This window comes from Bacteroides sp. GD17, assembly GCF_038448625.1.
GTDB lineage: Bacteria > Bacteroidota > Bacteroidia > Bacteroidales > Bacteroidaceae > Bacteroides.
Map to the genome: position 1 here is coordinate 745873 of NZ_JBCEZS010000001.1, position 24235 is coordinate 770107.

14 protein-coding genes and 2 tRNA genes are annotated in these 24235 nt (G+C 50.1%); 10 read left to right on the forward strand and 6 right to left on the reverse strand.

From position 1 onward, the window contains the following. The first annotated feature begins 10 nt into the window (after positions 1-10). The 5 genes from AAE250_RS02570 (at position 11) to AAE250_RS02590 (ending at position 12519) form a co-directional block, all read left to right on the forward strand. Positions 11-1984 carry a RagB/SusD family nutrient uptake outer membrane protein gene (locus tag AAE250_RS02570; RefSeq protein ID WP_294596577.1) on the forward strand — a complete coding sequence of 658 codons (1974 nt, stop codon included), beginning with the start codon at positions 11-13 and terminating at the stop codon, positions 1982-1984. An 81-nt stretch (positions 1985-2065) separates the two neighbouring features. Continuing rightward, entirely contained in the window at positions 2066-4942 is a 2877-nt protein-coding gene (locus AAE250_RS02575) for a glycoside hydrolase family 2 protein (protein WP_294596574.1), read from the forward strand. 306 nt (positions 4943-5248) lie between these two features. Beyond that, entirely contained in the window at positions 5249-6625 is a 1377-nt protein-coding gene (locus tag AAE250_RS02580) for a pectate lyase (RefSeq protein WP_294601501.1), read from the forward strand. Positions 6626-6931: 306 nt separating this feature from the next. Then, positions 6932-9082 (forward strand): hypothetical protein, encoded by a 2151-nt coding sequence (locus AAE250_RS02585; protein WP_294601502.1) that lies wholly within the window; start codon positions 6932-6934, stop codon positions 9080-9082. An 80-nt stretch (positions 9083-9162) separates the two neighbouring features. Beyond that, positions 9163-12519, forward strand: a complete 3357-nt coding sequence (locus tag AAE250_RS02590) for a DUF4450 domain-containing protein (RefSeq protein WP_294601503.1) — start codon at positions 9163-9165, stop codon at positions 12517-12519. Positions 12520-12595: 76 nt separating this feature from the next. Here AAE250_RS02590 and AAE250_RS02595 read toward each other — a convergent pair whose 3' ends face one another. The 4 genes from AAE250_RS02595 to AAE250_RS02610 all read right to left on the reverse strand — a co-directional run bounded on the left by AAE250_RS02595 (position 12596) and on the right by AAE250_RS02610 (position 15481). Then, on the reverse strand, positions 12596-13924 hold the full coding sequence (locus AAE250_RS02595) for an ammonium transporter (protein WP_294601504.1): 1329 nt from the start codon (positions 13922-13924) through the stop codon (positions 12596-12598). 260 nt (positions 13925-14184) lie between these two features. Further along, a tRNA-Pro gene (locus tag AAE250_RS02600) sits at positions 14185-14257 on the reverse strand. 12 nt (positions 14258-14269) lie between these two features. Then, positions 14270-14342 (reverse strand) — tRNA-Phe (locus AAE250_RS02605). 137 nt (positions 14343-14479) lie between these two features. Further along, positions 14480-15481 carry a malate dehydrogenase gene (locus AAE250_RS02610; RefSeq protein WP_294601505.1) on the reverse strand — a complete coding sequence of 334 codons (1002 nt, stop codon included), beginning with the start codon at positions 15479-15481 and terminating at the stop codon, positions 14480-14482. A 166-nt stretch (positions 15482-15647) separates the two neighbouring features. Here AAE250_RS02610 and AAE250_RS02615 point away from each other — a divergent pair, with 166 nt between their 5' ends. From AAE250_RS02615 to AAE250_RS02635, 5 genes are all read left to right on the forward strand, one after another. Next, the gene (locus tag AAE250_RS02615) at positions 15648-16490 is read left to right on the forward strand and encodes a CvfB family protein (RefSeq protein ID WP_294601506.1); all 843 of its coding nucleotides are present in this window, start codon (positions 15648-15650) and stop codon (positions 16488-16490) included. A gap of 147 nt (positions 16491-16637) precedes the next feature. Beyond that, on the forward strand, positions 16638-17639 hold the full coding sequence (locus AAE250_RS02620; protein ID WP_294601507.1) for a hypothetical protein: 1002 nt from the start codon (positions 16638-16640) through the stop codon (positions 17637-17639). A 773-nt stretch (positions 17640-18412) separates the two neighbouring features. Continuing rightward, a complete protein-coding gene (locus AAE250_RS02625; protein ID WP_294601508.1) occupies positions 18413-18643 on the forward strand; it encodes an XRE family transcriptional regulator in 231 nt (76 codons plus the stop codon). Positions 18644-18750: 107 nt separating this feature from the next. Continuing rightward, positions 18751-19959: a hypothetical protein gene (locus tag AAE250_RS02630; RefSeq protein WP_294601509.1), complete on the forward strand. Its 1209-nt coding sequence runs from the start codon at positions 18751-18753 to the stop codon at positions 19957-19959. A gap of 62 nt (positions 19960-20021) precedes the next feature. After that, positions 20022-20564, forward strand: a complete 543-nt coding sequence (locus tag AAE250_RS02635; RefSeq protein WP_294601510.1) for a hypothetical protein — start codon at positions 20022-20024, stop codon at positions 20562-20564. A gap of 137 nt (positions 20565-20701) precedes the next feature. Here the strand turns inward: AAE250_RS02635 and AAE250_RS02640 are convergent, their stop codons facing one another. Both AAE250_RS02640 and AAE250_RS02645 read right to left on the reverse strand, forming a co-directional pair. Then, positions 20702-22696, reverse strand: a complete 1995-nt coding sequence (locus AAE250_RS02640) for a transglycosylase domain-containing protein (protein WP_446715715.1) — start codon at positions 22694-22696, stop codon at positions 20702-20704. 193 nt (positions 22697-22889) lie between these two features. Continuing rightward, the gene (locus AAE250_RS02645; protein ID WP_294601512.1) at positions 22890-24218 is read right to left on the reverse strand and encodes a TolC family protein; all 1329 of its coding nucleotides are present in this window, start codon (positions 24216-24218) and stop codon (positions 22890-22892) included. Positions 24219-24235: the final 17 nt, after the last annotated feature.

Below are 24235 nucleotides of genomic sequence, written 5' to 3' on the forward strand. Positions count from 1 at the left end.
ACGAATTAATATGAAAAAGATATTTAATATTTTAGGCGTAGCTGCATTATTAGCTTTCACCTCTTGCCAGGATTGGCTGGACATGCCTTCTGAATCCAAGGCGGACAGTTCTTCCGTATTCGAAACCGTCAGTAGAGCCGAAATGGCGGTTGTCGGTGCTTATTCCTATCTCCATACTCAGGAACTGAATTATCAATTGCTGATGGGTACGGATGAATCGAGTTCTACCGAGGCCAATTCAAAGTACTATATGTCTAATTACGATTACACGAATGTGACCGGTTTGGTGAGCAAGACTTACACCAATATGTATAAGGCTATTGAATATGAGAATGTATGTATCAAGAATATACCTAATATGAGTGCTTCTTCCGAGGCAGACAAGAAGAAACTTGATGCGCTGCTGGGAGAAGCATTGGCTGTCCGTGCTTATGCTTATTGGAATATAGTACGTTTCTATGGTGATGTTCCTTATGCAGATGTTCCGACCACTGATTTGACGACTTTCTCTTCTTCACGCGTGAGCCGCGATACCATTTGGGACCACTGTGTGAGAGACCTGCAACGTGCTGTAGAGTTGCTTCCCTGGAAGAGTGAAGGGATGGTTGCCACGGGCGAACGCTTTACTAAAAATTCTGCGTATGGTATTTTGGCCCGCGTGGCTTTATATGCTGCCGGCTATTCTTTGCGTTGGGACTTGAATACAGTTCCTTATGATAAGAACACGGTGAAAATAGCCAAGCGTGAGGACGCAGCCCGCGTGAAAGAACTGTTGCAGATTGCGGCGAATGCTTGTAAGGCAGTTATCGATAAAGGCGAGAACCGCTTACTGGATGATTACGATCAGGTGTTCCGTGACCTTGCTCTGAAGCAATACAATGATGAAAGCATGCTGGAGTTCGGTTGGTATGGTCCTAATGGCGAAGACGTCCGTACGGGTTACACAAATGGTATTCCCACCAGTGGTACTTCTGCCATATTCGGTAAGGGTGGTGCCCAGATGGTGGTTATGCCGACTCTCTATTTCGACTACGAAGAAGGTGACCAACGCCGGGATGTATCTGTGTGCAATTATGGTATTGTTGCTCCCGACACATTGCGTATGAGCACTTATCTTGGTGCTTGTATAGGCAAATTCCGCATTGACTGGAAGAAAGACAGAGGTACCTCAGACAGCAAGCGTGACATCAACTTCCCGCTTTTGCGCTACTCTGACGTGTTGCTGATGTATGCCGAGGCTTTGAATGAACTGAATAACGGCCCTACGCCGGAGGCTGTCAATGCTTTGAAGAAAGTGCGTCTGCGTGCTTTCAAGAAGGATGAGAGCAAGATTGGTACTATCCCCACTGCTTATCAGGAGTTTAGAGATGCCATTATTCTGGAGCGTAAGTTGGAACTTTCTAATGAGTCGCTCCGCAAGACGGATTTAACTCGTTGGGGTATTCTGTACGAGCACCTGACTGCTGAAAAGGAGAAACTGTATCAGTTGGCAAGACGAGAAGGAAAATATGCTGATGTAGATGTATATCGGGCATATAAGAAGGTTACAGCCGGTTTGCCGAACGAATATATATCTGTTCCTTACATTTCAATGAGCAAAGAGGATATCAAATCTCTGAACCTTACTTTGAAAGAAGACTCTGTGCTGAATAGGTTGAATGCTTCTGGTGAAGGTCATCTGGATAGAATATTCTACGAAGCTAAAGGCAGCGATAAGGTTTACTTTACTAAGGAATCTGTACCGGCAGGAACAGATGTGTCGGAAGCTAAATATGTTGTATTGAATATGTTCGGTTGTCACTCCGTGAAGCAGAAAGGCGGCCTTTCGGTAGATAAGGTAGAGGGACTTGCTGATAAGAATACTTGGATTGAAGAGATGTTTTATGGCTTGCAGAAGAACATGGTGGAGATTATTCCGTTCAATACAACTTCTATAATAGAAGTGAATCCGGGGCTTGCCGGTCAGCAGCATCCGTGTTATTAATAATGGTTGAGTTTTAGATTAGTGAAGAAGGAGGCGGTTGCTTGGAGAAGGTGGCCGCCTTCTTATTAAATCAGAAATCGTATGAAGCATATCCGGTCTTTTTTAATATTTGTCCTATGGGCTTCCAGTTCTGTTTTGCATGCCCAGCAAACCGAGCGCCAGTACCTTTCCGGTACAGGACTGGGCAATACCGTGACCTGGCAGTTCCGTTGTTCCGAAGGTCGCAACAGCGGTAAGTGGAGTAAAATTGAGGTGCCGTCGCAATGGGAGTTGCAAGGATTTGGTGAATATACTTACGGGCGCTGGTACAAAAAGAAAGGGGTGAAGAACCCCAGTATGGAGGAAGGCGTTTATCGCCGTAACTTTAAAGTGCCCGCTGCCTGGAAAGGGAAAAACGTGCGGCTGTGGTTCGATGGAGTAATGACGGACACGGATGTATTGGTAAACGGCCTGTCTGCCGGCGAAACACACCGCGGAGGCTTCTACCGCTTTTCTTACGATGTGACTTCACTGCTGAAGTACGGAAGCAATAACCGGATAGAAGTACGGGTAAAGAAACATTCCGACAATAAATCGGTGAACGCAGCAGAGCGCAAGGCGGATTGGTGGTTGTTCGGAGGTATCTATCGCCCCGTATGGCTGGAAGCAAAACCGGAGATGCGTATAGAATATATGGCCGTGGATGCACGGGCGGACGGTACGATACAACTCCATACAAATCTGAAAGGAGTAAGCGGCAAGGAGAAACTGGTGGCGACTTTAGAGCGCATTGATGGCTTGGAGGAGACTCCGCGTATCTGTACATGGCCTGTTAATAATGACAGCATATTTGTGCATCTTTGGGACGACATCAGCACTTGGACTCCGGAGACTCCCCGGCTCTATAACCTTGTTGTTTCTTTGCTGAGTGAAGAAGGGAAGCTTGCGCATCAGGCAACTACCCGTGTGGGCTTCCGTACCATTGAATTCCGTCGGCGTGACGGTATCTATCTGAATGGTACCAAACTGGTGATGAAAGGTATCAACCGCCACTCTTTCCATCCGGACGGCGGGCGGACTACCAACAAGGAAATCAGCCTGCAAGACGTCCGGCTCATCAAGGAAATGAATATGAATGCCGTACGTTCGCACTATCCGCCGGATGAACATTTTCTGGATGCTTGCGACTCTTTGGGGTTGCTCTATATCGATGAGCTTGCCGGATGGCAGAATGCCTATGATACCCCGACGGGTACAAAGCTTGTGCGGGAAATGATTATGCGGGATGTGAACCACCCTTGCATCGTGCTGTGGAGCAATGGCAACGAAGGAGGCTGGAATACGGCTGTCGACAAACTGTTCCGCAAATACGACCCCCAGCAGCGCCACGTCATTCATCCGTGGGCTGATTTCGACGAGCTGGATACGCATCACTATCCTGCCTACCTGACCGGTGTGGGGCGTTTTACCAACGGGTATAAGGTCTTTATGCCGACCGAATTCATGCACGGTCAGTACGACCAGGGACATGGTGCGGGACTTGAAGACTTCTGGGCGCGCTATTCGGCACATCCTCTGTTTGCCGGTGGCTTTATGTGGGCATACAGCGATGAGGCGGTACGCCGGGCAGACCGTAACGGGGTGCTGGACAGTGAAGATTACAATGCTCCCGACGGTATTGTCGGCCCTTATCGGGAGAAAGAAGGCAGTTTCTATTCTGTCCGCGAAATCTGGTCGCCGATAAAGGTGGAGCCTTTTATGATAACTCCTTCTTTCCGGGGGCGCTTTTTAGTAACCAATCATTATCTGTTTACCAATTTGGAGGAATGCTCCATGCGTTATCGTGTGCTCCTTTGCACGTCACCGCGGGAGAAAGGAAACGCGTTTGCCGTGGATAGTGGGGAGGTGAAACTGCCTTCCTTGTCACCGGGAGAGACGGGGTATGCAAGTATTCCTTCATTGAAAGAATATAGAAAGCATAAACTCTTCTCGATAGGAAGCATCTTGGAACTGGAGGCTTTCGACGCGAATGGGCGGAGTGTTTGTACCCGTACGTTTCCTATACAGACAGTGGAGAGGTATTTCTCGCTGGTACAAATCGGGATGGATATGGAAAACAGCCGGAACGCAGTGAAAGGCGGTTGCCGTGTGGAAGAGGCTGATTCATTGATTACATTGCATTCCGATTCTCTTGCCGTCTTTTTTCGCCGTAGCGATGCTACGATCTTTTCTGTCTTGCGGAAGAAGGATAATCGGGTGATTCCGCTGAAAGACGGCCCTCTGCCTGTAGGCATGAAGATGGAGCTGGTATCTCTTTCCGCGCGTATGGAGCAGGCAGGAGATGCTGTGCTGTGCGCCCGCTATCGCGGTGGTGCCGATTCCATTGTATGGCGCCTGGCTCCGAACGGATTGCTGAAAATGGATGCTGTGCTGTTGAACCGTGCCTCGGGGGGCGGAGGCTTTGATGACGCTTTCACGGATGAGGCTGTGCTTAACTTCGGCTTTACATTCTCTTATCCGGAGGATGAATGTACGGGCATGCGCTGGATGGGACGTGGCCCTTATCGTGTATGGAAGAACCGTATTCCGGGTACGAACTATGGCATCTGGCAGAAAGACTATAATAATACCATCACCGGAGAGAGTACGGGCAAACTGGTTTATCCCGAATTCAAGGGCTATCATGCCAACCTTTATTGGGCGACAATCCAAAGCAGGCAGGCTCCTTTTACCGTTTATGCTGCTACGGACGGGGTTTTCTTGCGCGTGTTCACTCCTGAAGAGCCTCGCGGGCGCCAGGATGGCATTCATACGATGCCCGATTTTCCTGCCGGTGATATCTCTTTCTTGCTGGATATTCCTGCGATCCGTTCTTTTAAACCGATCAGTCAGCACGGGCCACAGAGCCAGCCGGGCATTATCCGCATTAAGAAAGGGGACGAAGGGCTGAAGCTGGGGCTGATGTTTGACTTCCGCTGAATGGCGGATAATGCTGATTAATTAGGAACAGTTACTTATGTGAATCAGTAGTTCATGACACTTTTATAAATGGGAATTTACGGAGTATCTCAAATTCCTCCGCCTGAAAGGGGAGGTGCCCGTAGGGCGGAGGGGTTTCACATCCGAAGGGACTTGCACACAGTTACTTTCTATTTATGTAAGACCCCTCCGCCCGCAAGCGGGCACCTCCCCTTTCAGGCGGAGGAGTTTGAGATACACTTGTTATCACACGCCGCTAAATTATCATTTAACTGCTGATTCGCATTACTTATACATTAATACATTATGAAGAACTTCTTTTTTGCCGCCTGCTTGCTCTTAGCGGCTACTTACACGCAAGCGCAACAAATCGCCTTTCCCGGTGCCGAGGGATATGGCAAGTATACAACCGGTGGACGCGGCGGGCGCGTACTGACCGTCACCAACCTGAACGATAGCGGCGAAGGCAGCTTTCGCAATGCCGTGGAGCAAACTGGCCCCCGCATCGTAGTCTTTGCCGTAGACGGGACTATCGAACTGAAATCCCCGCTTCGCATCAACAACGACAGCATCACCATTGCCGGGCAGTCGGCTCCGGGCGACGGCATCTGCCTGAAGGATTATCCGCTGGTGGTGAATGCCAGCAATGTCATCGTCCGCTACCTGCGTGTGCGGGTGGGCGACCGTCATCACCTGGACAGCGACGGACTGGGCGGCGGACGCTACGGTCAGAAGAATGTCATCCTCGACCACCTTTCCGTCAGTTGGAGTATCGACGAGTGCCTCTCTATCTACAAGACGGAAAATCTGACCGTGCAGTGGTGCCTGGTTGCCCATAGCCTGAATACCTCCGTACATACCAAAGGCAGCCACGGCTTCGGCGGCATTTGGGGCGGGTATAAGGCGACGTTCCATCACAACCTGCTGGCGAATCATGCCAGCCGCAACCCTCGTTTCTCGTCCGTGGATGGAACGAAGTGGGTGGACTACCGTAACAATGTAGTCTACAACTGGGGCTTCAAGACGGCTTACGGCGGCGGGCATCACGGTGAGATCAATATGGTGAACAATTATTATAAGCCCGGTCCTGCCTCCGAGCATCACCGCCTGCTCGATGTGGCGGAGGATGGCACGGGACGCTATTATGTGGCGGGCAATATGATGGAAGGCGATGATGCCGTGACGCGCGATAACCGCAACGCTGTGAAAGACTGTGCCGGCAAGTGCTATGTGCCCGGCAGGAAGAGTGCCGGTGCCGATTCCGGCATTTCTCCCGAGGCTGTGCCTACGCCGGGCGAGGCATGTACCTCCTGCCTGGTAGATGCTCCGTTTCCTTACGAACCGATTGCGGAAGACACGCCTGAAGTAGCCTATCGGCGGGTGTTGAAGTCTGTAGGTTGCAGCTTCTCGCCAGATGCTTACGACCGCGAAGTATTGCGCCAAGTGAAGAAGGGGATAGGCACTTCCGGAAAGAACGGTATCATCAATTCACAGGAAGATGTAGGCGGATGGCCTGTTTTGAAAGCAAAGAAGGCTCCCAAGGATAGTGATGGCGATGGCATGCCCGATGCATGGGAACGCCGTCACGGACTGAATCCGCTGGATGGCGGGGATGCAAGTGCCTATACTTTGGATAAAAGGTATACTAATATTGAGATCTATCTGAATAGTTTAGTTCGTTAAATGGAAATTTACCAGCGTATCTTAAATTCCTCCGCCTGAAAGGGGAGGTGCCCGTAGGGCGGAGGGGTTTTACATCCGATGGGACTTGCACACAGTTACTTTCTATTTATGTAAGACCCCTCCGCCCGCAAGCGGGCACCTCCCCTTTCAGGCGGAGGAGTTTGAGATACACTTGTTATCACACGCCCCTAAATTATCATTTCTCTTATCATTTCCGCCAAACCAAACAGACTGCGGTTTGCAACGAAACGCTATCTTTGTGCCCGAACACAACGATGAATCTTAATCAAATATATTATAGATACCATGAACAAACTGTTTTATTCTTTGCTTGCCGTCGCTTTGGCGGCTTGTGGTTCGGAGAAACAAGCCCCGACGATAGACCGCGAGGCGCTGTTGACACGCAACAATCCCCAAGTCTCCGCCTTCGATTCGCTGGCATCCCTCTCCGTGGGCAATGGCGAGTTTGCCTTTACGGTAGATGCTACCGGCCTTCAGACCTTTCCCGAAATGTATTCCAAAGGTGTGCCCCTGGGCACGCAGAGCCAGTGGGGATGGCATAGCTTCGGCAACCCCAACCATTATAAACCCGAAGAATATCTGAAAGAGTACGACTTCGGACGCGGACACAAGGAACTCTATGCCTGCCAGTTCAAGGAAGACGGCCGCCAGAAAGAGGCTGCCAACTGGTTCCGCACGAACCCGCACCGCCTGCACCTGGGCATCATCGGACTGGAACTGGGCGAAGGCGTGAAAGCTGCCGATATCACCGACATCCGTCAGACCCTCGACTTGATGAAAGGACAAATCACCAGTCACTTCAGCCTGAATGGACAGGCGTTTGATGTGCAGACCGTCTGTCATCCGTCGCTCGATATGATTTCCACCAGCGTCACCAGCCCCGCACATGCAGGCATAAATCTTCGCTTCCCTTATCCTACAGGTGCGCATGCCGATGATGCCTGCAACTGGGATGCCAACGACCGGCACACTACAGAGATCGTCCGCCAGGATGCCCAAAGTGCTCTGCTGAAGCGCACGCTGGACGAAACCGTCTACTACGTTACGCTTCGTTGGGAAGGTAAAGCCGCCCTGGCGGAGAAGTCGAAGAACTACCTCGTGCTGACTCCCGAGGAGGATGTGCTGACTCTGTCTTGCCGCTTCACCCCGGACTTCGAGGGAAGTGTGGCCGAGAGTAAACCGGCTATTTATACCGGTGACAAACCGTTGCCTTTGTATGCCGAGACCGCCGACGCCAGTGCTGCTTACTGGACCGACTTCTGGAAGAACGGTGCCGCCGTCGACTTCTCTCATTGCACCGACCCGCGTGCCCCGGAGTTGGAACGTCGCGTCGTACTGAGCCAATACCTCCTTGCCATCCAGTCCGCCGGCAGCACGCCTCCGCAGGAAACGGGGCTGACGTATAACTCCTGGTTCGGCAAGTTCCACCTCGAAATGATCTGGTGGCATCAGTCCTGGCAAGCTCTTTGGGGACACGAAAATCTGCTGGACCGCACGCTGGGCTGGTACGAAACCGTGGAACCCACGGCCCGCGAAATAGCCCGCCGCCAAGGCTTCGACGGTGTACGCTGGATGAAGATGACCGATCCTAGCGGTGTGGAAGCACCTTCCAACGTAGGCAGTTTCCTCATCTGGCAGCAACCGCACTTCATCTATCTGGCAGAACTCGTTTACCGTGCCAATCCGTCGGATGAAGTCATCCGGAAATACAACCACCTGGTGCAGGAGACGGCCAAGTTTATGTACTCCTTTGCCACTTACGACGAGCTGCACGGCCGCTTCATCCTGAAAGGCGCCATCCCCGCACAAGAAACGCTGCGTGCTGCCACCACCATCAACCCGCCCTTCGAACTCTCTTACTGGCACTTTGCCATGCAGACCGCCCAGAAGTGGCGCGAGCGTGCCGGCGAGAAGCGCAACCTGGAATGGGACGAAATGATAGACAAACTCTCTCCGCTGGCCTACAACGAAGACAGCCTTTATCTGGCTTCGGAAGATGCCGTAGATACTTACCGGGACATCCGTTTCACCAGCGACCACATGGCCGTGCTTGGTTCCGTGGGCATCTTGCCGATGAATAAGCTCATCCGTGCCGACTATATGAAGAATACCCTGCACTGGATTTGGGACAACTGGAACTGGGGCAAGACCTGGGGCTGGGATTACCCCATGACCGCCATGAACGCCGCTCGCCTGGGAGAACCGGAGAAGGCCGTAGGCGCCCTGCTGATGGATAAGCGTACCAACACCTATCTGCTGAACGGCCACAACTACCAGGACGGACGCCTCCGCATCTACCTGCCCGGCAACGGCGGATTGCTGACGGCCATTGCCATGATGTGTGCCGGTTGGGACGGTTGCGATGCTGTGAATCCTGGTTTCCCGAAGGACGGCACTTGGGATGTACGTTGGGAGGGGCTGAAGCCGATGCCATAGGCGGATGCTCTGCGTGTTGTTGGGGCGGATGCTCTGCATCCGTGTTTGTAAACTATTATTGTATCTTATACTTCGACCTTATGTCAAGACTGACCTTTCTGCTGCTGCTCTCCTTGCTCTGCTGCCCTGCGGCGACTTGGGCACAATACGCCACTTCCTCGAAAACACAGAAGAAGGCGGGCGATTTGATTGAATCTACTTCCTATAACGACCATAAACGTGGTGCCCCGCGCAGGTTGCAATATCTGCCCGACGGCGAGGATTTCGTCTGCATCAACGGCCAGAACCGATACACCCGTGCCCTCTACGGCAGTCCCACGGCATGGAGGCTCGAAACCAGCGACCGACCCATCTTTGCCACTTATGTGAAGAACGACAGCCGGAACATCCGTTTCCGCCTTCGCCGGCCCGACGGTACAGTCACGCCGCTCGAAGCCACCACCTGGTGCGAGGCACGCTATACACCCGGACGGCGCAGCTACTTGTTGCGAGATGCAGCCTGGGGAACGGAGGTACTCTTGAAGATTTCCGTCCTTGCCAGTCCCACGGAAGAAGCGGCCGTTTGGCAGTTCTCCGCCGAGGGGCTTCCGCCGGGCTGTGTGCTCGAAGCTGTGAACTCGCCCATCCGCCTGAAGAAGCTTTCGCGCAGCGGTGATATGGGGGCCGACCCTCCCGGTTGCTTCGACCCCGCGGAAGACGGCACGGTGTTGCAGACGTTGGAGTGCGGGCTGCCTTCCGGTACATCTATATATATAGGTATAAAGAATAACGTGTTGAAGCAGGTCGATTCCCCGGCCTTGTTCGCCGAATATGAAGACGCTCGCCGTGCCCTTGCTGGTCGCATCCGCATCACGACTCCCGATCCTTATTTCAATACCCTGGGTGGTGCGCTTGCCGTAGCTGCCGACGGCATTTGGGGGACGGAAGGCGTGTGGCTGCACGGCGCAGTGGGATGGCGCATGCCGCTTAGCGGTTGGCGTGCCGCCTATACAGGCGATGCCCTGGGCTGGCACGACCGCGCACGTATGCATTTCGATAACTATGCAGCCAGTCAGGTGACCGATGTTCCTTGTACCCGTCCGCATCCGGCTCAGGACTCTGCACTTGCCCTTGCGCGTTCCGTCAAGGAGTGGGGCACGCCGCAGTACAGCAACGGTTACATCTGCCGCAATCCCCGTCGCAACGACCAGATGCATCATTATGACATGAACCTCTGCTACATCGACGAGCTCCTCTGGCACTTCAACTGGACGGGCGACCTCGACTATGCCCGCCGCCTCTGGCCTTTGCTCACCCTGCACCTTGCTTGGGAGAAGCGCAACTTCGATCCCGATAATGACGGACTATACGATGCATACGCCTGCATCTGGGCGAGCGATGCGCTGTATTATAACAGCGGTGCCGTCACTCACAGCTCCGCCTATAACTATCGTGCCAACCGTCTGGCTGCGCTGATTGCCGAGAAGATTGGCGAAGATCCTGCGCCTTACCGGGCGGAAGCCGACCGGATATTGCAGGCACTCAACAGCCGTCTTTGGTTGCCCGAAAAGGGGCATTGGGCGGAGTTTCAGGACTTCATGGGACATAAGCGGTTGCATGAATCCGCTGCCGTATGGACTATTTATCATGCACTGGACAGCGATGTGGCCGATCCTTTCCAGGCATATCTTGCCACGCGCTATGTGGATAGAGAGATACCGCATATTCCGGTGGTGGTTTCTGCTGATACTACTTCCGAAGCCGCTGCTCCTGCTGCCGAAGATGTTTCTGCTTCTGTCGGAACTTCTTCTTCCGAAGCCGCTGCCGCCATCAATGCCGGCGGCTACGCCACCGTGTCTACCACCAACTGGTTGCCCTATTCCTGGAGCATCAACAACGTCGCTTTTGCCGAAGTGATGCACACCGCCCTTGCCTATTTCCAGGCAGGTCGTCCCGATGCCGGCTTCAAACTGCTGAAAAGCTCCATCCTCGATGGTATGTATTTGGGCGAAAGCCCCGGTAACTTCGGACAAATCAGCTTCTACGATGCCGCCCGCGGAGAGTGTTACCGCGACTTCGGCGATCCCATCGGAGTAGCTTCCCGCGTTCTCATCCAAGGTCTCTACGGCATCCTGCCCGATGCTCTGAACGGTCGTCTGCTGCTTCGCCCCGGCTTCCCGGAGGATTGGAAATATGCTTCGCTGCATACGCCGGATATCGACTTTGATTTCAAGGCTGGTGCTGCTGTCTCGGGTGCTTCTGCTACTGATGCTACTTTTGCCGGTGCTTCTTCTGTTGGTGCTTCTTCTTCTGCAAGCACCGCCGCTGCGCGACGTCTCTCTTCCCGCGATCGTTCGCTTTATACATTTACCCATCGTCTGCCTGCCGTGCACACGCTGGAATTGCAGTTCCCTGCCCATCGTTCGCAAGTAGCCCGCCTGACGGTGAACGGACACCCCGTTCCCTGGACGCTGGTAGAACAGTCAATCGGGCATCCGGTACTTTCCATCTCCATTCCCGCTTCCCCCGGCGAAGAGCAGAACGTCTGTGTAGAGTGGGAGGGCGAGTTGCTCGCTGTTCCTTCGGCAGAAGATTCTTTCCCGGCTTCCCGCATCCGGCAAGAAGGCCTGGTGAAGTTCGTAGCCATGGAGCAAGGGCAGATGAGGTGGTGGGCACCGTTGGAACAGCCGCAAACGGAAACTGCTTCAAAGCAGCCTTCTGCTTCTTTTGAGCATGTGGTAACAGATCAATGCCTCCCCATCGCCATGGACGATGCTTTCAATGCCAATGTCACCGATATCTTCCGTAACGAATACCTGTCCCCCCGTTCTCCTTATACCACCTTGCAAATACCCGTACAAGGAATCGGCGAGTGGTGTCATCCCCTTAAAACAGCCGATATCGACGACTCAGGTCTTCGTTCATCCGTCCGCAACGGCGTGCTCAAAACGAAATTAGGCATCCCATTCCGTACCCCGGCCGAGGGACGTAACATCGCCTTCACCTCCCTTTGGGACAACTACCCCGATAGCTTGAAAGTCCCATTGAAAGGAAAAGCCTCCCGTGCCTATCTGCTTATGGCAGGCAGCACCAACCACATGCAATGCCATATCGATAACGGCATCATCCGCGTTTATTATACCGATGGTTCTTGCGATGCATTACCTTTGGTCAATCCTGATAACTGGCCGCCTATCGAGCAAATCTTCTTTGAAGACGGCAAGGCTTTCAACCGTCATGCCCCTTCCCTCTACCGTCTGCGCCTGAAGACCGGGGAGGTGAGCAATAACTTCGGTGAAGAACTCGGCTTCCCCGGCGTTTCCCGTGAAGTGGACGGCGGAGCAGCCGTTTTGCTGGAAATGCCCTTGGACAACAAGAAGTCTCTCTCTCATCTTGTCCTCGAAACGCTTTCTAATGAGGTGGTGATAGGGCTGATGGGGATTACGTTGCAACAGTAATGGGATTTACAATGTACAATTTGGCTGCGCTATCATGCCGCACGGCTAAATTGTACATTGTAAATTGTACATGCCCTTATTTTCCATGATATTCCGCTAACTCCCGGTCGCCCGTATCGGCAAAGCCATATTGTTCATCATGTTGGCTGAGGTCTAATCCGATTTCTTCGCTCTTGGCCGAAACGCGCATCGGAATCATCTTATTGGTCAGCCAATAAAGTGCATAACTCACGATAAAGGTATATGCGCACACTATGACTACGGCCAATATATGAATCAGGAAAACCTTGACATCTCCCGCTATCAGCCCGTTTACAAACACTCCCGTCATGATTGTACCGAAGATACCTCCTACACCGTGTGTGGGGAATACGTCGAGTGCATCGTCCACGGCAGTATGGTTTTTCCAGTGCACGGCAATGTTGCAGACCATCGTTGTGAGAAGTGCAATAAAGATACTCTCGCCCACCGTAACGTAGCCTGCCGATGGCGTAATGGCCACCAATCCTACCACTGCCCCGATAGCTGCCCCCATGGCCGACGGTTTGCGTCCGCGCAGACAATCGAAGAATATCCACACCAGCATAGCAGTGGCCGATGCCGTATTCGTATTCAGAAACGCCTTTATGGCAACACCGTCCGCCGCCAGTGAAGAACCGGCATTGAACCCGAACCATCCCAGCCATAACATCGCCGCTCCCAGAATGACGAACGGTATATTGGCCGGTGCCTGTACCTTTCCGTTTCTTCTACCCAGGAAGAGTGCTCCTGCAAGGGCTGCCACGCCCGATGAGGCATGCACCACGATACCTCCTGCAAAGTCGATGACTCCCAGTTGGCGTAAGAACCCGTCGGGATGCCACGTCCAGTGTGCCAGCGGGCAATAAACGAAGATGCAGAACAGAATCATGAATACCATATATCCCGAGAAACGTACACGCTCGGCAAACGACCCCGTAATCAATGACGGAGTGATAATGGCAAATTTCATCTGAAACAAGGCATAGAGTGCCAAAGGAATGGTAGGTGCCAGGAAATCGTTCACTTTGGCCCCTACATTATTGAACATGAAGAAGGTTGCCGGATTGCCTATAAAGCTGCCTATATCATCGCCAAATGCGAGGCTGAATCCAAACACTACCCAAATGACGCTGATAATTCCCATCGCAATGAAGCTTTGCAGAATAGTGGATATTACATTCTTTTTCCCTACCATTCCCCCATAAAAGAAAGAGAGTCCCGGCGTCATCATCAGCACGAAAATAGTAGCAGTAATCATCCATGCTACATTTGCTGTGTTCATCTTTTCATCCGGTTCCCAAATATCTGCCGTCTCCGGCATAAATACTCCAATCAAACTGATGATGACCATCAAGGACATCATAATAATCCATCTTTTCTTCATACTGTTTCTTTGTAGTTGATCTTATATTAGTTGTGGTTTCAAAAAGCTACGCTATAGCTTTGTTTAATATCTATTTGTAAAATCAGGTGCAAAGATATAAAACAAATTGGGATAATGAGTGTGGAAAGTGCGTCTTTTTGCTCGATAATGCGTTGAACGCGTTTCTTTTTGAGGGTGAATGAATGATGGATCGCACTTTATCGTGCATTTGCCTGAAAAAGAAAAAAGCTGTTGTAATACAACAGCTTTTTCTTACAATGTCGGAATGAGGCGACTCGAACGCCCGACCCCTACGTCCCGAACGTAGTGCGCTACCAACTGCGCTACATTCCGATCTCTCGGAAGTGGTGTCACCAGGAATCGAACCGGGGACACAAGGATTTTCAGTCCTTTGCTCTACCAACTGAGCTATGACACCTTTTTCGTTTGCGGGTGCAAAGATAAAGAGATTTTTTTATAACACAAGGCTTTTTGAGGAAAAATATCTAAAAAAGGTACCTCTTTCGCGGAGGAAAGAAGTACCTTACTTTTAAGAATCACTTAATATCAAAAAAATCAGTCGATATTCGGGTTGATGCTGTGCCAGTCTTTGATAGCAGGCAGTACGCCCATTTCAATGACTTCGTCGCGCAGTTTGCAGAGGTGAGCATAGCTTTCTTTCAGTTTGGCTTCCTCTTCCGGAGTACCGTTCAGTTCTTTGTAATGTACACCGTCTTTGTTGATTTCGGTTTCCATGGCCATCATGATGTGGTCGAAGCCGTGGCTGTGTACATACGTACCGGCAGGCCAGCGGAACGGTTTGCCACCCATGGCGGCAGCTATCATTTCGATGGAGACGTAGGCAGGGCTTTGGAAGGAAGAACGGCCGCGCAGGGCGATGATGTTGGCACCGCCTTTGGTTACCTTAGTCTGGATTTCGGCCCATTGTTCTTTGGTCAGGGCAGGAGTGCCGATGATGTCGAGCAACGGTTTGCCATCTACTTTGGCAGTAGAGGCGTATACGGCCATCTGTTCGCCGTGACCGCCATACGTACGGCAGTTTTCTATCTTATCGGGAGCGATGCCGAAATGCTTGGAAAGCTCGCTGCGCAGACGGGTGCTGTCGAGGGCAGCCAGCGTAGTTACCTGAGAAGGTTTCAAGCCGGAATACAACAAAGTGATCAAGCCGGTGATGTCGGCAGGGTTGAAGATGACAACGACGTGCTTCACGTCCGGGCAGTAAGCCTTCACGTTCTTGCCGAACTCTTCGGCGATGGCAGCATTGCCTTTCAGCAGATCTTCGCGGGTCATGCCGGCTTTGCGGGCGGCGCCACCTGATGATACTACATATTTGGCACCGGTCAGTGCTTCCTTGATGTCGGAAGTGAACGTAAGGTTCAAACCTTCAAAGCCGCAGTGGAACAGTTCTTCTGCCACGCCTTCCAGCCCGGGAGCATAAGGGTCGTACAGACAGATGTTCGGAGTGAGGTTCATCATGATTGCGGTTTGTGCCATGTTGGAGCCGATCATGCCGGCTGCGCCGACGATGGTCAATTTGTCATTTGTAAGAAATTCCATAATCTTTTATTATTTAAAGGTGAATAAGTTTCTTTCCGATTAGTAACTACGCTACAAAGATAACCGTTTTTGGGATGGGTTGTTCATAGAAAAAAGTTATCTTTTAGAGTGAAAAGTTATTCTTTACTTATATCTTTGTCACATAATGTCACAAAACTAAGTTTATATGAGTATCGAGTTAGGAAAATACAACACGCTGGAAGTGGTGAAAGAGGTGGATTTCGGTTTGTATCTGGATGGCGGGGAAGAGGGGGAAATCCTGCTCCCGTCCCGTTATGTACCTCAGGACTGCAAGGTGGGCGACAAGTTGAATGTATTTATATACCTGGATAATGAAGAACGCCTGGTAGCCACCACGCTGACGCCGCTGGTGCAAGTAGGGCAGTTTGCCTGCCTGGAAGTGGCATGGGTCAATCAATACGGCGCTTTCCTGAACTGGGGGCTGATGAAGGATCTTTTTGTTCCTTTCCGCGAGCAGAAGATGAAGATGCAGGTAGGGAAGAAGTACGTCATCCATGCCCATCTGGACGATGAGAGTTACCGGATTGTTGCTTCGGCAAAGGTAGACCGCTATCTTTCCAAAGAAAAGGCTGCTTATGAGCCGGGACAAGAGGTGGACATACTTATCTGGCAAAAGACCGATTTGGGCTTTAAGGCAATCATAGAGAATCAGTACAGCGGTCTGCTGTACGAAAGTGAGATATTCCAGCCCCTGCACACGGGGATGGCATTGAAAGCCTACGTAAAGCAAGTTCGTGAAGACGGCAAGATAGATCTGATACTTCAGAAGCCGGGCCTGGCCAAGGTGGAAGATTTCTCGAATACCCTGCTGGAGTACATCCGTGAGAATGGAGGGCGTACGTCGCTGAACGACAAGAGTCCTGCGGAGGAAATCTATGAGACTTTCGGCGTCAGCAAGAAAACCTTCAAGAAGGCAGTGGGAGACTTGTACAAGAAACATCTGGTGGTGCTGACGGAAGAGGGGATTGTGATGAGGGATGGGGTATGAGTTATAAGTTATGGCACTAACCCCTAACATTAATAGGGTTTTCCCTCTTCAAGAATAGAGAGAAATAAATAGATGGGGGAAATCATTCCCCTATTTTTGTCTCATAGAAAAATAGACATTGAGTATGAACTTATAAAAAACGCTACCATGAAACGAATATTATTTATATTTATAGCCGCCATGATGAGTACTGCTGTTTGCAGTGCGGCGATGAGTAACAGTAAAGTACGTAAAGAAACCCTTTTCCTCACGGACAAGATGGCTTACGAACTGAAGCTCAGTACCGAGCAGTACAATGACGTATATGAAATCAACTACGACTTCATTGCCGGCATACGCTACCTGATGGACGATGTGCTTCGTGGTGAAGAGTGGGCGTTGAACCGTTACTATGATTATCTGGATGTACGCAATGACGACCTTCGCTGGGTACTGAGCAGCCAGCAGTACGGGCGCTTCATGCAGGCAGCTTACTTCTATCGTCCGGTTTATGTCAGTGGCGGTCGCTGGTCTTTCAGGGTTTACATTACTTATACCAATCACAATCATTTCTATTTCCCGCGTCCGTACCACTACCGCACTTATAGCGGAGGGCATTATCGTACGCACTATAACAATGTGAGCTATTACCGAGGACGTTACCACCATCCTCATTACAGCGGTGTCTATCGCATACGTGATAATAAAACGTACCACACCAGCCGCCGTTCCGATTTCGGTTCGGTAAATATCCGCCCGAATTCAAATAAGCGTCCGGCAGAAAGGAATGAGGTATATACTACAAGACGTAGTAATAGTAGTAGCGGCAGTAGTGTACGTAGCAATAGTAACAGCACTGTGCGCAGTAACAGCAATAGCAGCAGTGTTCGTAGCAATAGCAGTAGTAATGTTCGGCACAGTACTACGGACACTAAGGTTCGTCGGAATACTGCTACCGATACAAATCGCAACAATAGCAGCGTTCGGCGTAGTAGCAACAGTAACACCCGTCGCGAAAGCGTGAAAGAGAACACAAAAACTAAAGATAATAATAGTAAGAGTTCCAGCCGTAGCAAGGCAAGTAAGGAGAGCAAAGAGAAAAAGAGTTCTCGTACCTCTTCCGGTAATAATTCATCTACACGTTCTTCCGAAAGGAGTCGGAGAAATTGATGATAAATTGCCGCTTCACTGCTTCATCGTCTTCCGTAACTGCCTGCTGATGGGCGATAGCGGGTGAAAGCGGGGTAAAATCCCGCTTTCATCGTTTCACCCTATAGCGTTCTTCATCTGGTACTTCCTTACCTTTCATTTGAAACATTCTTGTCTTCCGTCTGAAACTCAACGACCTTTACTGCACAAGATGGCATCTTGTGTTGCTCAAGATGCCATCTTGAACAGCATAAGATGCCATCTTGTGCATGTGATCAAACTACCCTTCTTCTCTTAAGCAAGGAACATCCAGGCGTTGGGTAGTAATGTTCTGGGTGTAAAAACGTATTCTGCTGAATGACGGGCTATAGGTGAAGGCCGATTTTTATCTATAGATAATGCTTGTGCACAGAGGTTTTTGCAAGAAAAACATTATCTTTGCTGCGTCTCCCCATTTGTAGCCTTGATGAAGGCATAGGGGAGGCAGACATATTTTGAAAGACGTTTTCGGACGTATTCTTCTACAAGTAAATTCTCGCAAAATTTATGGAAAAAGGAGAAACGCAGCGAAACGTTCACCTTATATGTATGTTATAGGCATGCCAATTTTGGTATGTCCGGTGATATCATATAGGCGTGGGCTGTTTGCGTTGCTTATCCTTTTTCCGGGCAATGCGAGAAGCCTACTTGTGGGATGAGCGTGACGCAAACTCCCACGTTTCTCGTTTATGCCTGACTAATATGAAAACTGACCGCCGGATTTCGGGAGCTTCTACGGCACATTCTTCTTCACTATGAAACCTATCGGAATCCTGATAAAGGAGGAACTGGAACGGCAAGAGCGCAGCATCTCGTGGTTTGCCCGCAAATTGTCTTGCGACCGTTCCAATGTCTACCGCTTGTTTCAGAAAGAAAGTATTGATACCAATCTTCTTGCTCGTATTTCCATACTTTTAGGTAGGGATTTCTTCGCTGACTTGTCTCAATTTATCAAGGAAAAGGATGAGTCGCAGCATCTGCAATAGAAGTGTGTCATTCCTGCAACACTACTTTACACTTACTTTTACATCTTTGCTGTATTTTTGTCGAAAAATATTGGTAGCATAATATGGCTTGTGAAATGAAGATAAGGATGAAAAGTATTATAATCTGTGCTCTGATTATGTTTAGCTTTGGCATAAGTACAGCTTTTGGACAAAGCTCAGAAATGGATGCACTGTGCGAGCAGGGAAATAATGCATATAATGAGAAAGATTATTCATTAGCTGTATTATGCTATAGAAAGGCGGCCAAACAGAATCATGCCATTTCACAGAATAACTTAGCCCTATGTTATGAATATGGGTTGGGAGTAAAGAGAAATTTTGCGCAGGCAGCGCTTTGGTACGAAAAAGCTATCCGAAATGGTTGTACTGATGCGGGAAAGAATATGAAAAGATTATTCAATGACCGTCAGAAAGAAATTGATGATGCAGAGGTAGAGAGACGTAAGATTGTAAGAGAAGCCAAAAGAATTCTAAACGAATTAGATGGAAAAATACAAAATTACAAAGCGGAAGATGTGGCTATAGTAATACAAGGGTCGCAAAATGTGCTGGATAAACTGGAGAAGCAAACTAAAGCTGATAATGAAGATATTGCATTGATGAATACTATAAAAGGTAGGAATACCTTGACATTAGATACTCCTGAAGGCAGTATAAATACAACTAATGTGAGAACTGCTTCTCGAAGAGTCCGGGGGAGTAGACAAAGAAATACGGATAATCAAACAGGGAAGAAAGTAAGGAGGGAAGAATTGATAGGTGGTGGTTATTGTGAAATAACAGATTATCCTGATGGTTCGCGAAGAATGAAGACTGTGCGGAAATGTGTGATATGTCACGGAACAAAACAATGTAAGGTATGCTTTGGTGCAAAAGGGGTATTTACAAATATGTGGTATCCTTGTAATAGCTGTATGGAAACGGGTGTTTGTCGTTTCTGTAAAGGAACAGGGTATACAGAAATGTATACTGTTTTTGAGAATGGTGTTGCGATTGGCTATGATAATAATGGGGGATTTGCTATAGGGACGAGTCAAATGGATGTGTCTATACCAGATACGCCTCAAAATATAGATAAAACTTCTACAAAAAGTGGATTAAAGCAAGAAACTTGTGGTCTTTGCCACGGGACTGGTAAAAATCCAGGATGTGATTATGGCCCTCAATATACATCAGATCCTTCTGCTAAAACTTATCGATATTGCCCAATCTGTAAAAAAGATGGGGAAGCTCATACACATGGCGTCTGTCCTTCTTGTCAAGGTAAGGGATATAACTTACGACGAGCTTATTAGCCATTATATAATTAATGTCAGTATGAAGAAAGTATTTGTTTAATCTTTATATATTTATGATTATGAGAAAGTTATTTATGCTATTGAGCTTGTTGCTTTGTTGCCTGGTGGTGAAAGCGCAAGATGATGATTTGAAAAAGAATCAGTGGGCTGTAGAAGCCGGTGTAGGTGGTACCGGGGTAACAACAGTTGACCTTGGAGTGCGTTGGCAAATGAATTTCCATCCTAATGTGGCTTGGGATGTAGTGACTTTGAAAGCATTGGTGGCTCCTGATGATTTTGGGGGAACTATAATGCCACAAGCGATGACGGGTTTGCATCTCACTTCTCCCAAGTTTGCCGGGATGTCTGCCTATTTCATTGGACGGGCCGGTTATGGATACTGGATTGACAAAGAGGCGGGGGCTTTCTGTTTTGAAATTGGTGGTGGTATAAATGTGACTAAGCATATCTATGTAGGTTATGCTTTCAATCATCAGAAAGGAAGTTATGATTATACCTATTATAAGAAAGGCAGTGGCGGCAAATATTCAGGAACTTTGCATACGGCCAGCATGGATTATAAGTTCGATTATCATGCATTCCGCATAGGTTTTTATTTCTAAGATAGAGACTGTCGGCCCTGTTCCTCTTTTTGTGCATGTACAAAACTACGGCATATATTGCTAAGTGCCGTAGCTTTGTACATGAAAAATAGAAGGCTTAATCCTCAAGAAATCATATATTTGCAGAGAATTGAGAATTATTTCTCAATGAATTGAGAATTTGGAGTAAAATTCCCTTTCAATACTACCTTCCCGATATTCACCTGCGCCGCCTCTTCTTCGCTGATGATTCCTTTCTTTGCCAGCCGTTCGGCAATCAGCCTGAAGTAACCTTCCTGATTCTCTTTCAGTCTGCCGTCTTCGGTGAATGAGTTCATGTAATGCTTGGGTTTGGGGACGATGGAGGCGAGGAAGATGCACTCTTCCAGACTCAGTTGAGACGGACGCTTGTCGAAATAGAAGGCGGCGGCTTCGTGGATTCCGTAAATCAGGGGAGCCCATTCGGCGATGTTCAGATAAACTTCGTACATTCTGGTTTTGGGCGTGAGGCGCTTCGTCTCTATTAGCCAGACGATGAGGGCTTCTTCCAGTTTGCGGGCAATGTTCTTGTTGCGGTTCAGAAATACATTCTTTACTAATTGCATGGAGATGGTGCTTCCTCCGCGGGCAAAGCGGTGCTCTTGCAGGTCGTAGATGAGTGCTTCGCGCATGGCATCGGGCAGGAATCCGCGGTGATAGAAGAATGCCCCGTCTTCGCTTTGCATGACGGACATTTGCAGCAGCGCAGGAATGCTGTCCAACGGCGTGAAGTGCTCCCAGGACGGGCCGACGGGGAAGGTGCGCATGGGTTGGCCGTTTTCGTAGGCTGTGTACTCAAATTCGTCCGACATCTTACGCAAGTCCGTCTTTCCGTAGCCGAGGATGCGGAAATCTTTTTCCTTCAGTTCCGATTCCAGTTTCAGACTGTCCAGACGGGAGAAATCTATATCCAACAAGAAACGGTAGGCCAGTTGCCCGGAGGCGCTGATGCCCTCCAGGTTGCTGAACAGACCCTTGGGCAGCGAGCCAAACAGTTCTTCGGCAGGGAACCAGGGTTTGTGGATGGAGGCTGTGAAATGCCATTGCTTCCGGTGCATGCCGTCAGCGGACAATGTCCGTTCGGCTTTCAGATAAGGATGGAAGGTGAGGGCGTTGAAGCGTATCAGGCTGGTGCTGTCCAATTCTACTGCTTGGGGAGTGATATTCAGATGGAAATCCAGTTTGCCGTGGTCGAGGTCGATGGCTTCGGGAGACAGACGACGATGATATACACGCAGTCCGCTTACTTCGGACTGCCCGACGAGGCGCGTACGTTTTCCTTCGGCTTTTTCTTGGGAGAGGCTGCACGTCAGGCTGTCGAAATGTACTTCGGCACCGAAGCGGCGGCGGATGTAGGGTATGGTGATGTAGGGTGCGTCGGGCACAGTGGAACGTGGAGTGCGGATGGTGGCGTAGAACCGACGGGCTGCGGGGTTGATTTCTCCTTCGGTGTTCCATTGCTGTACCAGCGTGTCTTCGGTGATGGATATTTCGGAGTGGAAACGATGCTTGTCGATGCGGAACCTGGGGATGCGGAGTGTGACGAAGTTGCTGTCTTTGCGCTCGCTGATGCAGAGGTTGGTCAGTTCTCCATTACCCGGCAGAAGGCCGAAGAGGAGGTTTAGTGCGGTATTGGTACGTAGGGTGTAGTCGGCGGGCTGTGTTTCTTCTTCGGAGGCGGCGGGTGTTGTTCGGGCACTGGTGCCTGCTTCGGGAGTTGCGTCCTGTGGAGGCAGGAAGAGGAAATCGTAGTTTGCCACCGAGTCGCGTTTGATGAAGTCGAGTACAAGGCCATCCAGCCGGACGTTTTTTACGTCAATGTTTCCACGGAGCAATTGCCACAGGCCGATGCGGACATCAAGCGAGCGCAGGGCAAGGAGGGTATCACGGTCTTGGGGGATAACGGTGAAGTTTTGCAGTGAGACGGTGTTGAATCCTTGCATCGTTAAGTCGTCGTAAGTAATGGTTAGTTTGTACCGCTGTTCCAGACGGGTGATTCGTTGATTTGCTGCATGGCGCAGCACGCTTCCACGGCAAATGTATAGCACTATCAGCACGAGGAGCAGCAGGGAACAGCCTCCTGCCAGAACTTTTTTCATCTTTTGCTTTGTCATTCTTATGTACCGCTTCCTTGACGGCCGGGTTTTGTTGGTTCAGGCTTTTGCGCTGCAAAGGTAAGCAATAAAGCAAATGATTGTTCGGCTGTTGCCGGAAAACTGTCAAACAAAACTCCCCTCTTTCTGCGATTGGGCAGAGAAGAGGGGAGGAATCAAACACAACAACTAAAATTATACACTAATTTATGCTTTATTCGATGGGTTCTCCTTTGTAAAAGTCCAATATCTTGGTGCGGAACAGATAATCGTATTTGGCTTGCAGTTCATCCGACTGTGCTTTCATCAGGTTCTGTTTCGCTTCATTATACTCTACCGCATTGGCTTTCCCGTTTTCGTACTTCTCGCTCATCAGCCTGAAGGATTCTTCGCTGGCAATGGCGGCAGTGTGGCTGCTGGTGTACTTGCTTTCGGCAGCGGTGGCGTTGTACCATGCCTGCTGAATCTCTTTGTAGAGCGTTTTCTTGGTGTTGTCCAGTTGCAGTGCGTAGTTTTCGCGTTGCAGGCGTGCCGTGCGCACCCGGTTGCGGGTGGCCAGGCGGTTGAAGATGGGTACACTGAGATTGAAACCTACATATTTGCTGAAGTTATCGCTCATCTGCTGACTGAAAGTGCGGTTGATGGTGGAGTAGTAGTTCGTACCGAGGCTACCGTTCAGGCTCAACTGCGGATAGAAATTGCTTTGGGCGATGCGGATGTTGTGGTTGCTGCCTTCCAGACGGAATTGTGCTGCCTGGATGGCGGGCTTGCTTACGATAGCTGTCTGGAAAATCTCATCCGGCGGAGTCAGGGGCATCAAATCCAGGTTGACGGCGGGGGATTCCAAATTGAAGCCTTCCGGCGTTTCCAGTTCGATGAGTTGGCTGAGGTCGAGCAAGGCCAACTTGTAGTTGTTGTTGGTCTGCACCACGTTCATCTCGTCTTGTGCTACGCGCGCTTTGGCTTCCGCCAGTTCTGCCGGAGAAGCTTTGCCCAGTTCCGCCAGGCGGCTGATGCGGGCATACTGCTCTTTGCTCAATTCCACCTGTCCCAGCGCTACGCCGTAAAGTTCTTCGTTGAACAGCACTTGCAGGTAAGCAGAGGCTATATTGATGGAAATATCTTCTTTGGCCTTCTCCAGATCGGCAATCGCGGCTTTCAGATTCAGCTTGGCAAGTGCATACTGATGGGGAATCTCCAGACCGGTAAATATCGGAATGCTGGTGTTGAGCGACATATTGGTGCCGTGGCTGCTGGTATTGACGTACACGGTGGAGTAGTCGCCCGTATCTTCATTCTTGATGGCGGTCTGCGTACGTCCCCAGTTCCAGCTCTGACTGGCGCTTCCGTTCAGGTTCGGCAGGCGTGCCCACTTGGCGGTGTTCACGTCTACGGCGCTCTGCTCGGCATTGTTGGCCGTCTGGCGGATGCTGATGTTGTGCTCTATGGCGTAGTCTATACACTGGCGCAACGTCCAGCGCTCTTGGGCTTGCGCCGAGGCACACCCCAATATAGCGAGGTATAAGAATATCTTTTTATTCATACTGTCTGTCTATTTAG